Source organism: Caballeronia sordidicola, assembly GCF_002220365.1.
Lineage (GTDB): Bacteria > Pseudomonadota > Gammaproteobacteria > Burkholderiales > Burkholderiaceae > Caballeronia > Caballeronia sordidicola_C.
Map to the genome: position 1 here is coordinate 19,256 of NZ_MTHB01000041.1, position 14,705 is coordinate 33,960.

The window sequence follows — 14,705 nt, forward strand, 5'->3', positions numbered from 1 at the left end:
GTTTCCGCTTGGCGTGTTGACGTCTCACGATCAGTCGATCTCGTTCGCGCGCTGCTCCCTGAATCACTTGACCAAATCGTCCAGGCGCCGGTCATCTATGCCGGCGGGCTCCAGATGCGCAACCACATCTGCTGCCTGGAATATCGATCTCACGGCGTCCTCCGCATGGTCTCCAATGCTGTGGCCCTGTTCAACCGACATCGCACCGTCCACCTCGACGTGGAACTCCACGAACACACGATCTCCGCCATTTCGGGTCCGGATGTCATGAACGCCCCGGACACCTTCGCAACCGAGCACAGCGCACCGGACGCGCTCCCGGTCGGACGTTTCGAGTTCCCGATCGAGTAACTGGTTCAACGCCTGCAGGGCCATGTCCCGTGCATTCCATAGCATGTAGCAGGAAATGGCCAGAGCGCCTAGTGCGTCGGCCCGGTTCCACGCAAGGAACCGTTCAAGTGCCAGCGCGACCAGCACTGCGATGTTCACCGCAACGTCGGTGACATAGTGCGCCCGGTCGGCAGCGATTGCTGTCGACCCCGTTCGTTTGACGACATAGGTTTGCAATGCTACGAGCCCGCTGGCAGCAACCAGGCTGGCAATGATCACCCACAAGCCAAAGCCCATGTCAGTGAGCGGTTGCGGGACGAACAGGCGCTCGACCGATTCAATTCCAAGTCCCACGGCCGCGCCCGTGAGCAATAGCGCTTGCACCAGCGCGGCCACGGCCTCCGCTTTGCCATGTCCATAGCGATGACCCTGGTCGACAGGGCGCCCTGCATACCGGACGCCCGCAAAGGTGACGAAGGACGCAACGACATCGACCAGACCGTCAGCCGCGGATGTGAGTAACGAGATCGAGCCCGTCGCAAGCCATGCCCAGGCCTTGACACCGACGAGGGTGAGCGCGACGGCGAGCGCCACCATCGAGGCGAACCGGCGCAGCTTTTGACTCGACAGGTATTCGGACATGAGCACATCTCGCTTCGTAAGCCATCATGCTACGACAGTCGCATGCAGGCGTTAAACATGCGCGGCTTGACCGGCGTGCAGGTGGGCGGAGCGTGTTTTGGCGGTTGCTTGACGAGCGCGATTGCTGAACCCGCCTGATTAACTCGCTTGATTGACGCGCTTGATTGACGCGCTTGATTAACGCGTCAATCAGCGGCGGAGCGCTCATTCATCCATTCCAGGAACGACCAAAACCGGCTTTTGAACCTTGCATCCAGCAGACGTGAAGCAGGGCTGAAGCAGATTCACTCGCCAGTCGGCTTGCTTGAATTCGGCGAAACGCCTGTGTTCAGGATTCTCAGATTCCGGATCCGCCTGAAGGTGGGATTGTCATGCAGCAAGCGGGCGGTGATATGTGCCACTGCGGCTTCGCCCAGAAGATAGTCCGGCACGCCGGAGACCGTTTGATGAGTCATGTGCTGGTTGTAAGTTTCCGGCGCTTCGGCCGAACTATAGAAAAAATCGACTTCGTACGTTGCCAAATTGAACTCCAATGGTGTGATCAATTGTTAAACAACCATTGACGAGATCGATTCTATCAAGAGCTTGCTATAAGCGGGCGCGAGGGTTCGTCCAGGCGAAATGTCGAAAACCGGCCGGAAGAGCTCGCAGCGTCTGTCACGCGGACACAGGTGCTGCATTTTGGGCACACCTGGAGATAAGCGAGTTCGCAAAGACGTTCGCCAAGCGCGCCACCAAATCCACTTCTTCGCATTGTTTTCCGTGTTTTTGGACATAAAGTGCCTCTGAAATGCGAAATCTGGTGCGTTTTGCCACTCCGGCGAATAGCGCGTGACAGCCGCAAGAATAAGGGCTTTGAAAAGAATTGCCTTTGTTCGTCCGATTTGTGTTCCCCTAAAGAAGGCACCCACGGCGCCAGCATCAGTCGCGGGTGCCGGTCTTGCAGCGTCGCTGTATGACGGCCAAAGGAGAAGTCAGTAGAAATGAACCGCCAGATCGTTGAAGAGTTGCTAACCGGGCACGGGGAAGGGAAATTACTTTTAAGCCATCGCATACACGGCAATGACTTCGAAGTCATGGTTTCACTGTTGCAAGCTTCGGGAAATACGTTTGTCCGGGACTATTGTGCCCGGGCGCCTATTCTCGCCGGTACAAACGGACTGAGCGATGCTGTCGCGCAGACCTTCACAGCCGTACATACCGCCATAAATGGCGACCTGCGAGCCAAACCAGCCGGAATGTCGTTGTTCAAGTTTGTCTCCGATCCGACCAGGCGGGACGTGTTCTTCCGTCCATTCGACTAAACAGCCGCCACGTTTCATCGGGTGTTGCCGTTCATGAAAAGGGGGAAATCCCTGCCTGCCGCCACCCTACCCCGTGGCGATGCTCTCCGTGCGCTGGTGAATACCGAGCGCACGGCGCGGTAGCTCAGCCGCTGCTTTCACCCGCTTCAAACGCTCGCGTCGACTTTGACGTGCGATGTTCAGGGGACGCGTAGGCGCTTGGCCTCAAGCTCTCGCTTCCCCGACTCCACTCCCCACGCCAGCCACGCAGCTTCGCGCACCATGCCGACAGTTCGCCAGTCTGCAATTTTGGACAATGATGGCCTTTTCCCGTTCGTATTTACCGCTCAAACTGGATTCGCTTACAGGGGCGTTCGCCCGCTGGAAGACCGCATCTCGCCGCTTGCCTCAAGAGCCCGCGCTGCGTGCCGAGTTGTTCAGCGCGGACCAGATGGAACAGCACGGGGTGCGGCTTGCGGGGCAGCATCGGTTAAGTACGGGTGCAGGGCTGGATCATCTGCTGCCACGGCTCACGAATAATGAAGCGACACTGCTGAGTGCGTACGAACGCCTCACGAAGGCCACGCTCAACAGCTACCGCGTCACACCCGCCGCAGAGTGGCTGCTCGACAATTACTACCTGATCGCCGAGCAGATTCGTATTGCGCGGCACCATCTTCCGAAGGGTTATAGCCGCGAGTTACCGCGTCTCGCTGATGGTCCGTCCCACGAATTGCCGCGCGTGTATGGCATTGCGCTGGAGACAATCTCGCACGGCGACGGTCGCGTCAATGTCGAAAGCCTGACTCGCTTCATCACTGCGTATCAGACGGTTACGCCCCTCACGCTGGGCGAACTGTGGGCGATTCCCATCATGTTGCGGCTCGCCTTGATCGAGAATCTGCGGCGTGTGGCAAGCCGCGTGACGACCGATCTCGACGATCGCAACCTCGCCGGGTATTGGGCCGACCGGATGACCGAGACGGCTGGGCACGATCCGAAAAGCGTGGTGCTGACGGTTGCCGACATGGCGCGCTCGAACCCGCCGATGGCCAGTTCCTTCGTGGCCGAGCTGGCTCGACGCCTGCAGGGCCAGAGCGCAACGCTGGCCCTGCCGCTGACGTGGATCGAACAATTGTTGTCGGAGTCGGGCCTGAGTATCGACCGGATGGTGCAACTGGAGGCGCAGCAGCAGGCAGCGGACCAGGTGTCGATCAGCAACAGCATCAGCAGCCTGCGCTTGCTATCGGCTACCGACTGGCGCGATTTCGTCGAAAGCACGAGCATCGTGGAACAGATCCTGAGCGAAGATCCCGCCAATATCTACCGGGCGATGGATTTCGCCACGCGCGACCGTTACCGGCACAGCGTTGAACGCCTTGCGCGCGCGAGCCGGCGCCCGGAAGAGGCGGTGGCGCGCGCCGCGATCGACCTCGCCAAGGGCGCCGTTGAATCGGACACGGGCCGCGGTGTTGAACATCACGTCGGGTTCTACCTCTTGCGCGATGGGGTCGGCGGGCTTGAACGGCATGTCGAAGCGAAGGTGAATGCGCTCGAAGCGTGGCGGCGTATCTTGCGCCGTGCGCCGTTGCCCATCTATCTCGCACTCGCGGCGCTGATCACGTTCCTGTTCGCATGGCCCTTCCTGGATGCCGCGCGTCACCATGGATGGCAGGGCGGGTCGCTGACCGTGCTCGCAGTACCGGTGCTGCTGATGACCAGCCGCGTTGCGATCGATTTCGTCAACTGGTTCGTCACGTTGACGGTGCAGCCCGACTGGCTGCCACGCCTCGACTTCAGCAAGGGACTCCCGGCGCAGATGCGCACGCTCGTCGTGATTCCGTCGCTGATCGGCAACGCGCAAGACGTCGAAGATCTGGCCGAGGGGCTTGAAGTGCGCTTCCTTGCGAATCGCGATCCGCATCTGCACTTCAGCCTGCTGACCGACTTCATGGATTCGGCCTCCGAGAGTCGCGAGGAAGACGCCGGACTGATGGTGCGCGCGCGGCTGAGCATTGAAGCCTTGAATGAAAAATATCCGGACACCCAGGGCGACCGTTTCTTCCTGTTTCATCGCCCACGACGCTGGAACGCTATCGAAAAAATCTGGATGGGGCATGAGCGAAAGCGCGGCAAGATCGCTGAACTCGATGCGCTGCTACGTGATACGGCAGGCACGGGACGGGATCGCTTCTCGTTGATCGTGGGGGACATTGCGGCGTTGCCACGCGTGCGGTACGTCATTACGCTCGATACCGACACCCAGCTCCCGCGCGACGCAGCGAGCCAGTTTATTGGCGCGATCGCGCATCCGCTGAATGCAGCAGTCTACGACGCGCACAAGCAGCGCGTGAGCTCCGGCCATGCGATTCTTCAGCCGCGCGTGGGGATCAGTCTGCCGAGCACGGCGCGCTCGGCCTATGCGCGGCTATTCGGCGGCGACGCCGGCATTGATCCCTACACCCGTGCCGCTTCGGACGTCTATCAGGACCTGTTCCACGAAGGGTCGTTCATCGGCAAGGGCATCTACGAACTCGATGCATTCGAGCAAGCAGTGGAGGGGCGTTTTCCTGACAACCGTATCCTGAGCCATGACCTCATAGAAGGCTGTTACGCACGAGCGGGCCTCCTGAGCGATGTGTACCTGTACGAAGAGTATCCGGCCCGCTACAGCGCCGACGTCAACCGTCGGCACCGATGGATCCGCGGTGATTGGCAACTGCTGCCATGGATCTTTCCGTGGGCGCCGACTGAACATGGTGGCCTGGCGCGCAATCCGCTTTCCTGGTTGTCGCGCTGGAAACTGTTCGACAACCTGCGCCGCAGCGCCGCGCCTGTCGCTGGTCTCGCCATGGTGTTGATGGGCTGGATAAGCGGATGGCAGCCCGTCGCGTGGACCGTCGGCGTGATTGCGTTGACGTTGAGCATGCCGCTGGTCGCAAGCCTGATCGAGCTCCTCCAGAAGCCGCACGACATGCCGCTGCGCCGGCACGTGGCGTTGACCGCGCAATCGGCCGGCCGTCATCTGGCGCGCACCATGCTCGCTCTTGCATGGCTGCCTCACGAGGCGCACTACAGCCTGGACGCCATCGTGCGCACGCTCTGGCGCATTGGGTTCAGCAAGCACAAGTTGCTGCAATGGAACGCTTCCCGCGAAGTGGAGCGGGTCGCAACCAACGATCCGAAGTCGCTGTACCGGCTGATGTGGATCGGTCCGCTGCTCGGCGCCGGTCTGGTCCTGTCGTTCATCAGGACACCCGCAACGCTGGTCGTGGCCGCGCCGTTCGCATTGCTGTGGATCCTGTCTCCGCTGCTTGCCTGGTGGATCAGTCAGCCTCCCCTCCAGAATCGGGGCGCCCTGGCTGCCGGCGAGACGCGTTTTCTGCGCGGACTTGCCCGCAAGACATGGGCCTTTTTCGACGATTATGTCGGACCGCAAGACCACTGGCTGCCGCCTGACAATATCCAGGAGGGTCCCACTACGGGCGCAATGATCGTGGCGCGCCGCACGTCTCCTACCAACATGGGCATGGGCCTGCTCGCGCACCTGGCTGCTTTTGATTTTGGTTATCTGAGCGCCGGGCGAATGCTCGCGCGCATTGGCGAGACGCTCGCGACCATGGATAGCCTCGAGCGTTATCGCAATCACTTCTTCAACTGGTACGACACGGGCACATTGCAGACGCTTGCGCCTCGTTATGTATCGACCGTCGATAGCGGCAATCTCGCCGGCCATCTGATGACCTTGAGCCGCGGATTGCTTGAGGTGGCGGACGAACCGGTGTTCAGTCCACGCATGTTCGCCGGTCTTGCCGATACCCTCGATGCTTACCGCGCGGCGGCGCACGCAGCAGAGTTTGATCTCCAGACATTTGCGCAGCTCGAGACACAATTGAACGCAGCGTTGACAAGCCCGCCGCGCACTTCAGCCGAGGCAGTCGCGGCGATGCACGAGGTATCGGCCTTGGCCGCAACGCTCGCGCACGAGATCAAGGGTCCCGCGGACAGCGATCTTTTCTTCTGGTCACACGCCCTTTCGGCGCAATGCCGTGATATCGCCGACGAGCTTGGACGCTTCGACCTGCCGCCAGCCGTCGATGCACCTCCGGGTTTGCCGACGTTCCGGCAGCTTGCGCGTCTCGACGTGAATCTGTGGCCCGAGTCGGCCGCGTCACGCGCCATTGAAGTACGCAACGCAGCGATCGATCGCATCGCGCAAGTCAACCGGCTGGCAGAACGCTCCGGCGACATGGCGATGATGGATTTCAGGTTCCTCTACGACATCAACCGCGAGTTGTTGAGTATTGGCTACAACGTGGACGAGCGGCGTCTGGACACCGGTTTCTACGACCTGCTCGCGTCCGAGGCGCGCTTGACCAACTTCGTGGCAATCGCGCAGGGCCAGTTGCCGCAAGAAAGCTGGTTCACGCTGGGTCGTTTGCTCACGAGTACGGGGGGCGTTCCGGTCCTGCTCTCGTGGACCGGTTCAATGTTCGAATACCTGATGCCCATGCTGGTCATGCCAAGCTACGAGGGCACCTTGCTCGACCAGACCTGCCGCGCGGCGGTCGCGAGGCAGATCGAGTACGGTCATCAACTGGGCGTGCCATGGGGCGTGTCCGAGTCAGGCTACAACGTGCTCGACGCCCAGTTGAACTACCAGTACCGCGCGTTCGGCGTTCCAGGTCTTGGACTAAAGCGCGGACTCGGTGACGATGTTGTCATTGCGCCTTACGCCACTGCGCTTGCGTTGATGGTGTCGCCGGACGCCGCTTGCCGCAATTTGCAGCGTCTGGCAACAACGGGAGCGGCGGGCCGCTACGGTCTGTATGAAGCTATCGATCACACTCAGGCACGCGTGCCGCGCGGCCAGACTTCCGTGGTGATCCAGTCGTACATGGCGCATCACCAGGGCATGAGCCTGTTGTCGATGGCGAGTTGCCTGCTCGGGCAACCGATGCAGCGCCGCTTCGAATCCGACCCGCAGTTCAAGGCCACGACCCTGCTGCTGCAAGAGCGGATTCCGAAGACCGCAACCGAATATCTGCCGACGCCGGGCTTGCCTGCCGTCGATGCGGCCGCGCTGATTGCGGAGACCAAGCTACGGATCTTCACCGACCCCGATCGTCCGCGGCCTTCCGTGCAACTGCTGTCGAACGGCCGGTATCACGTGATGGTCAGCAGCGCCGGCGGCGGCTACAGCCTTTGCGGTGATCTATCGGTGACACGCTGGCGCGAGGACATCACGTCCGACAACTGGGGCATGTTCTGTTACCTGCGCGATGTGGCAAGTGGCGAGTTCTGGTCGAGCGCACATCAGCCGACACTCAAGCGTCCCGATCTCTACGAAGCCATTTTCTCCGATGCACGCGCCGAGTTCCGCGTGCGTGAACGCGACTTCGACTCGCATACGGAGATCGTGGTGTCGCCGGAAGACGATATCGAATTGCGGCGCCTGCGCATCACGAATCGCGCACGGGTGCGGCGCACGATTGAACTGACCAGCTATGGCGAGGTAGTGCTGGCGCCTGCGTCGGCTGACGCTGCGCATCGCGCCTTCAGCAACCTGTTCGTGCAGACTGAACTGCTCGAACCGTTGCAAGCCATCCTGTGCACACGACGGGCCCGTTCGAGCAAGGAAGCCGTGCCGTGGATGTGTCATCTGCTGGCGGCGCACGGTGTGGATATCGATGCAATTTCCTACGAGACCGACCGGGCGCGGTTTATTGGACGAGGGCGCAGCGTGGTTCATCCCGCCGCGATGGATGACGGCTCCGATACCCAGGGCCGGCTCTCGAACAGCGCGGGGTCGGTGCTGGACCCCATCGTTTCAATTCGCTGCCGGATTACCCTGAATCCGGGGCAGTCGGCGACGATCGATTTCGTCACCGGCATAAGCGACAGCCGCGACGGCTGCTTGCACCTGATCAACAAATACCGCGACCGGCAACTCGCCGACCGTGTCTTCGACCTTGCCTGGACCCATAGCCAGGTGTCGTTGCGGCAGATGAACGCCACGGTATCCGATGCGCGGCTCTACGAGCAGATGGCGGCATCGATCATCTACGCCAACGCGTCGTTGCGTGCCGAGGCTGGCGTGCTGGTCGCCAACCGGCGCAATCAGTCCGGCCTGTGGGGCCAGTCGATCTCCGGTGACTTGCCTATCGTGCTGCTGCAGATCACTGACATGGCCAACATCGAGCTGGTCCGGCAGATGGTGCAGGCGCACGCCTACTGGCGCCAGAAAGGGCTCGCTGTCGATCTGGTCATCTGGAACGAGGACCATGCCGGCTACCGGCAGAACCTGCAGGACCTGATCATGGGCCTGATCGCCTCCGGCACGGAAGCGAACCTGATAGATCGGCCCGGCGGAATTTTCGTTCGGCCGGCGCAGCAATTGTCACGAGAGGACCGTGACCTGATGCAGGCGGTGGCGCGCATTATTGTCGCCGACACGCGTGGCAGCCTGGCCGAGCAAGTCGAGCGCAGGCGCCCGGATACGATCACCGTTCCGTTCGAGCCGGTGAGCGCCTATGTGCCCAACCGGTTGCCCGAGGTGCACGCACGGCCGCGCGCGAACGCGTTGATTCTGCAGAACCCGTACGGCGGATTTTCGGTCGACGGCACCGAGTACGTCATCAAGCTGGAGCCGCATCACACGACCCCCGCGCCATGGGCCAACGTGCTCGCGAACCCGGGCTTCGGCACGGTCGTCTCGGAGAGCGGAGGGGCCTATACATGGAGCGAGAACGCACACGAGTTCAGACTGACTCCGTGGGCTAACGATCCGGTCGGTGACACGAGCGGCGAAGCAATATACCTGCGCGACGAGGAGAGCGGACATTACTGGTCGCCCACGCCGTTGCCCCGGCGCGGCAGCGGCACGTACACCACCCGCCACGGCTTCGGCTACAGCGTGTTCGAGCATGAGGAAGACGGCATCTGCTCCGAACTGTGGGTGTATGTCGCGCTGCATGCACCCGTCAAATTTTCGGTGCTCAAGATCCGCAACGTGTCGGGACGCGCGCGACAGCTTTCAGCTACCGGCTACGTCGAGTGGACGCTTGGAGATCTGCGCGAGAAATCCGCCATGCATATAGTCACCGAGGCCGATCCGCTTAGCGGGGCGCTGTTCGCCCGCAACGACTATTCGATGGAGTTCGGTGGCCGCGTCGCGTTCTTCGCGGTTGACGACACAGTGGCAAGTTTCACCTGCGATCGCCGCGAATTTATCGGTCGCAATGGCAGCCTGCGCGCGCCCGCTGCCATGCGCCAGGCGCGTCTGTCAGGACATGCAGGTGCCGGACTCGACCCGTGTGCGGCGCTCAAGGCGGACTTCGACCTGGCCGATGGCGACAGTCGTGAAATTGTTTTCCGGATGGGCGCGGCGCACGACGCGGTGTCCGTGCGCGGTATTGCGAAAGAGTTTCGCGGCGCGGTTGCGGCGGCCAACGCGCTCGATGCGGTGCGCAAGCACTGGCAGGCAACGCTCGGCCGCGTGCAGGTCAGGACGCGCGAGCCGGCTGTCGACGTGCTGGTCAACGGCTGGTTGATGTATCAGGTCATAGCCTGCCGGTTCTGGGCACGCAGCGGTTATTACCAGTCCGGCGGCGCGTTTGGCTTCAGGGATCAGTTGCAGGATTCCATGGCGATGATCCACGCCACGCCGCAGCTTGCCCGCGAGCATCTCTTGCTGTGCGCAGCGCACCAGTTTCCAGAGGGCGACGTGCAGCACTGGTGGCATCCGCCGCTTGGCCGCGGCGTACGTACCGATTGCTCCGACGACTACCTGTGGCTCGCCGTGGCGACCAGCCGCTACGTGAGCATTACCGGCGACACGAGCGTGCTTGACGAACGCGTCGGTTACATCGAAGGGCGGCGGGTCAATCCGGGCGAGGATTCTTATTACGACTTGCCGGGCCGTTCGGCGCTGGTCGAAACACTCTACGAACATTGCGTGCGCGCGATCGAACACGGTCTGACGCAGGGTGCGCATGGGTTGCCGCTGATCGGCTGCGGCGACTGGAATGACGGCATGAACCGTGTGGGTGCGCAGGGACGTGGTGAAAGCGTGTGGCTTGGCTTCTTCCTCTACGACGTACTGCTCAGATTCGCTGAAACAGCAAAGGCTCACGACGATACCGTCTTCTCCAGTCGTTGCCACGAACACGCGGTCGCGCTGCGAACCAACCTGGAGGCGCACGGCTGGGATGGCGAATGGTATCGGCGTGCGTATTTCGACGATGGCACACCGCTCGGATCCGCCAGCAATGAAGAATGCAGGATTGATTCGATCGCGCAAAGCTGGTCGGTGCTGTCGGGCGCAGGTTCAGACGAACGACAGTTGGAGGCGATGGCTTCACTTGATCGCTACCTCGTCAAACGTGATGCTGGCCTGATCCAGCTCCTCGATCCTCCTTTCGATCGATCGGACCTCGATCCCGGTTATATCAAGGGGTACGTCCCGGGCGTGCGCGAAAATGGCGGTCAATACACGCACGCAGCAATCTGGGCGACGATGGCGTTCGCCGCGCTGGGCGATCGTGAACGCGCGTGGGAATTGCTGCGGATGATCAACCCTGTCCTTCACGGCAAGAATGGGCGGGCGATCGAGCAATACAAGGTCGAACCTTACGTGATGACAGCCGATGTATATGGGGTAAGCCCACATGCAGGCAGGGGCGGGTGGAGCTGGTACACGGGTTCGGCGGCCTGGATGTACCGGCTGCTGGTCGAGTCGTTGCTTGGGCTGCAGGTCAGGGGCGACCGCATGAGTGTCGCGCCACTGCTGCCGGCCAACTGGGAGTCGTTTGAGTTGAGCTACTACTTCGGCAAGACGCTATTTCGTATTTCAGTCAACCAGTCCACGGGCGATGGCTTGCAGCGCGTCGTTCTCGATGGTGTGTCGCAACCCAACGCAGAGATACATCTGATCGACGATGGGCGTGAGCACAGCGTCGAGATCGAGATGCCATGGGTCGCGAGTACAGTTTCGCTGACTCTCGCCTGATGATCGCTCGAAGGGAGCCTTGGGCGCTCAAATGCCTCAAGGCTGTGCCTCTTGAGATCAAGAGTACATTACGTAATGAGTTTGTTTTGCGTATCTGATACGTCGAACTTCCGGCCTGACGCAACGGGTAGAACCGCACCTCGTGCCAATGGTCTTTCGCCAGAACGGCATACCCTGCCTGGCTGGCAACCCACAGAGAAAAATGATGGATCTTCGAACCGTTAAAGAAATCGCAAAATTGAAGGCTGAGGTCGGGCCGTTGCAAAGGCAATTTGCCGAGCGCTTGAACGCAGCCGTTGTCCAGGCCAAAAACACGGCAGTCAATGAATTCAAGAACCACTTTACGAAAAGCGGGTTCACGGCGGTAGGCGAGGCGAAACGATATACAGCGACTTATGAGGGCATGCAATTTTTGCTGGAGATTGCGGAGACACGGGGAACGCTCTCGCTTTGCGAGTTCCACTTGGTACCCCCTGCGTTGCTCAACGAGGCAAAGCTGACCGTGCATATGATTCGTAAAGGTCCGCCTTCGCCTGGGCGGTCAACAGCCGCGGAAGAGGCAAGCTTGCTTCTCGATGCGGAGAGGAGCCTGGCCGAGGCGCGCGCAGCACTTTCGTCGCCGGCGCCCGAGTTCTGCTTTGTGGTCGTCGAAGAAGAAAATGCTGAACAGCCCACGGTTGACGTAGTGCTCGAAAACCGGCCTGTGTTCGATACATTTGGCGAATTTCTGGTGAGCGTTTATCCGCAATAAAAAAGGCAATCGCGGGACGCTTTCCCGCGTCTCGCCATTCGGCGCTGCACCCTCTCCAGCCGCGATTTTCCCGCCATTTTCAGCTCACCATTCTATTCTTTCGTCACTCCGCCGGAACCGTGCCCAGCATGGCGACATGGCGAGTTTCTGTCGCATCGTCCGCCGGAAACATGCATTCAATACGCAGCTCCTGCGCTGCGATGGTCTGCGGGGTTCCGACGGTGGTGACCATGGAAAAATAGCTCAGCACTTCGTCATCTTTAACGAAGCTGATGGGTATGACGGGCATGGCGCGCGTAGCAGGCGTGGCGCTCAGTGCACGCAGGGACTTCCAGCCGGTCGGGATGTCGGGGTAGGCGAGCAGCGCCGCGAGTAATTCCCGGGTTTTTTCGTCAATAACGCGTCCGACCGATTCACGATAAACGCGCTGGATCAGGCTTTTCGCGACGTCTTCCCAATTGGCAATAAACGGGCGCATGCCTGCCGGGTCGAACATGAGATGCAGCAGGTTGCGAGGCCCCTTGCGCGCAGACATGTTGATGAAACAATTGAAGAACCGTGGAGTAGATTCGTTGCTCATGAGCACATTCCAATAGCGGTCCATTACCACTGCGGGAAAAGGTTCATGCTGACGCAAAATGCGCCCGAGCGCACTGGTTACACTCTGCATTTCGAGCGCGTCCCACGCGCTTTCCTGATAGAGGGGAGCATAGCCGGCCGCCAGTAATAAAGTATTGCGTTCACGAAGAGGAATGTCCAGCGCTTGGGAAATATCCATTAACATCTGACGACTCGGAACGCTGCGCCCCCTTTCGATAAAGCTGATGTGCCGTTGCGACACGCCCGCATCAAGAGATAACTCGAACTGACTCTTGCCGCGCATATCGCGCCATTGGCGCAGCAGCAAACCGAGCTCGTTGGCAGGCGGCTTGGTGTTGAGGCGTGCGGAATTCATTGATCTCTCAGTTGCAACAGCGTTCAGGTGATTGTGCATGATCGACCGCGCGGGGCATAGATCCATCGCCAACGTTCGCGGTCTCTTGATCCACCGGATAAGAATACGCTTAACTCAGCAGGTCGATCGGCCGCCGCCCAGTTGGGTCGGCGGTCGCAGCGATTAGAGCAAGCGCACCAGGTTCAGCGCGAACCGAGTCATGCGCGATTGTCCCGCTTCATGGCGCATCCTATCGTCAGGCAGGCGTCCAGGCCTGAGCCTTGAAGCGCTCCTCGACAGGCGTGCCCGCCAGGTTTGTCGTAGTGGCAGCCATGGTGGACACACCAATGCTGGTGATTACCTCGAAAATCTGAAGCTGCGAATATCCTGCAGAGGTAAACCTTTCGAACTCTTGCTCACCCACATTTCCTCGCTTTTCGATCAGGGCTTTGGTGATGCCGGACAGCGCCGCATACTTCGGGTCGTCCGGCAATCTTCCCTCGCGGATCGCCTTGACGTAGGACGCCTTCATGCCGTCCTCAAGGGCAAACGTGGAGTGAGCCGCAACGGTCCACGGGCACTTGAGCGTGACCGCGTTTGTGAGCAGCAGAACCTGCTTCTCGCATTCGTCGAGGCTGCCGCCATGAAAACTTCCAAAGCTGCCGGCAAACCCGTTGAGAAGAACGGGGTTCCCTGCCATGGTTGCCATCACATTTGGTAAAAAGCCGAACTTCTGTTCCAGCGCTTGCAATGTCGGTTTGGATTTTTCCGGCGCCGATTCGATTGTGTGAAGTGTAAAGCTATGCATTCCTAACTCCTTTCCATTGATTGAACGAAACTGTGTGCGTATCTCCATGCGATGCTTTTTTCAACGCTGATACCGCAAGCAGATGACTGCCATCTTAGCGATCGCACGAATACGTTCAATTACCTTGGATGTAATAAAGACTGCTCTCCGCCTGCGGTGGGCAAGCGGCGCGGGGTTTTTTCAAGGGAGGGGAATGAAGCGGGAGTAAAGAGAACCGGGAACGGCGGTCACGCTCCCGGTCAGGTCCGATGCAGGATTGCTCGGCTCGGCTACTCGCTTGGCTACTACTTAGGTTGTTCCAGCGACGACTTCAATTCCTTGGCAGCCTCTTCAATTCGCTTCGTCACGATCGCATACGCTTCGGTCTGCGCCTGCTGCGTTTTCTGAGCGATTTCCTGCATGTCGGCGAGCGCTTGGTGCAACGCCTTTTGGACGACTTCGGTCGGATTGGACGAAGCTTTGGCGGGAGAAGTGGCAAATTGCTGCGCGATGCCCTGGAAATCATTGAGGGCCCGGCGCAGGATCTCGATCTGCTTATCTCGAAGCGCTTCCATGCCGCCGAATGCGACGCGGTTTGCGGCCGCCAGGGCTTCGACGTCTTTTCTGCGCGCATCCAGAATTGCCTGCACGTCGAATCCCGGAAGTTTGTACTGCTGGAACATCGCGGAAAACTGACTGAACGGGTCGCTGTACTCGGGCTTCGTCATGTGCCTCTCCCTAAGATATGTTCACGTTCGCGGAAACGCCGACGCTCCTCAGGCGTAGAGGGTGGCGCCCAACGCTCTTTCGATAGTACAGGCTAACGATCTTTACTGAATCCAAGGGAAAACGCGCACAGGACCACAGCCGCAGCTATCCGACTGTCAAAAAGGGGCATGCGGCAGGCTATCGCCGCAGTCTTAGCCCATCTCAAGGTTCGCGGTGTCCATGCACCGCAAGCGGGAAGC

The 14,705-nt window shown here is 60.3% G+C and carries 8 protein-coding genes; 3 read left to right on the forward strand and 5 right to left on the reverse strand.

Features of this window, described 5'->3' with window-relative positions:
* Positions 1–63: 63 nt before the first annotated feature.
* Positions 64–972, reverse strand: a complete 909-nt coding sequence (locus BSU04_RS06385) for a cation diffusion facilitator family transporter (protein ID WP_089159808.1) — start codon at positions 970–972, stop codon at positions 64–66.
* Positions 973–1,256: 284 nt separating this feature from the next.
* Positions 1,257–1,493, reverse strand: a complete 237-nt coding sequence (locus BSU04_RS06390; RefSeq protein WP_144021139.1) for a hypothetical protein — start codon at positions 1,491–1,493, stop codon at positions 1,257–1,259.
* 462 nt (positions 1,494–1,955) lie between these two features.
* Here BSU04_RS06390 and BSU04_RS06395 point away from each other — a divergent pair, with 462 nt between their 5' ends.
* The 3 genes from BSU04_RS06395 (at position 1,956) to BSU04_RS06405 (ending at position 12,016) form a co-directional block, all read left to right on the forward strand.
* The gene (locus BSU04_RS06395) at positions 1,956–2,276 is read left to right on the forward strand and encodes a hypothetical protein (RefSeq protein WP_089159810.1); all 321 of its coding nucleotides are present in this window, start codon (positions 1,956–1,958) and stop codon (positions 2,274–2,276) included.
* Between the two features lie 295 nt (positions 2,277–2,571).
* On the forward strand, positions 2,572–11,265 hold the full coding sequence (locus BSU04_RS06400) for a GH36-type glycosyl hydrolase domain-containing protein (protein WP_256982238.1): 8,694 nt from the start codon (positions 2,572–2,574) through the stop codon (positions 11,263–11,265).
* Positions 11,266–11,407: 142 nt separating this feature from the next.
* The gene (locus BSU04_RS06405) at positions 11,408–12,016 is read left to right on the forward strand and encodes a hypothetical protein (protein ID WP_144021140.1); all 609 of its coding nucleotides are present in this window, start codon (positions 11,408–11,410) and stop codon (positions 12,014–12,016) included.
* Between the two features lie 103 nt (positions 12,017–12,119).
* On the opposite strand, the gene BSU04_RS06410 is transcribed toward BSU04_RS06405, so the two are convergent.
* The 3 genes from BSU04_RS06410 to BSU04_RS06420 all read right to left on the reverse strand — a co-directional run bounded on the left by BSU04_RS06410 (position 12,120) and on the right by BSU04_RS06420 (position 14,465).
* Positions 12,120–12,971, reverse strand: coding sequence for a helix-turn-helix domain-containing protein (locus BSU04_RS06410; protein WP_089159813.1), 852 nt, complete (start codon positions 12,969–12,971; stop codon positions 12,120–12,122).
* 235 nt (positions 12,972–13,206) lie between these two features.
* Positions 13,207–13,758, reverse strand: coding sequence for a carboxymuconolactone decarboxylase family protein (locus BSU04_RS06415; protein ID WP_089159814.1), 552 nt, complete (start codon positions 13,756–13,758; stop codon positions 13,207–13,209).
* A 284-nt stretch (positions 13,759–14,042) separates the two neighbouring features.
* Positions 14,043–14,465, reverse strand: a complete 423-nt coding sequence (locus BSU04_RS06420; RefSeq protein ID WP_089159815.1) for a phasin family protein — start codon at positions 14,463–14,465, stop codon at positions 14,043–14,045.
* Positions 14,466–14,705 lie beyond the last annotated feature (240 nt).

Coding starts and splice junctions, on each gene's coding strand:
- BSU04_RS06400 (WP_256982238.1), top strand. CDS start 2,572: ATGATGGCCTTTTCCCGTTCGTATTTACCGCTCAAACTGGATTCGCTT.
- BSU04_RS06410 (WP_089159813.1), bottom strand. CDS start 12,971: ATGAATTCCGCACGCCTCAACACCAAGCCGCCTGCCAACGAGCTCGGT.
- BSU04_RS06395 (WP_089159810.1), top strand. CDS start 1,956: ATGAACCGCCAGATCGTTGAAGAGTTGCTAACCGGGCACGGGGAAGGG.
- BSU04_RS06420 (WP_089159815.1), bottom strand. CDS start 14,465: ATGACGAAGCCCGAGTACAGCGACCCGTTCAGTCAGTTTTCCGCGATG.
- BSU04_RS06415 (WP_089159814.1), bottom strand. CDS start 13,758: ATGCATAGCTTTACACTTCACACAATCGAATCGGCGCCGGAAAAATCC.
- BSU04_RS06385 (WP_089159808.1), bottom strand. CDS start 972: ATGTCCGAATACCTGTCGAGTCAAAAGCTGCGCCGGTTCGCCTCGATG.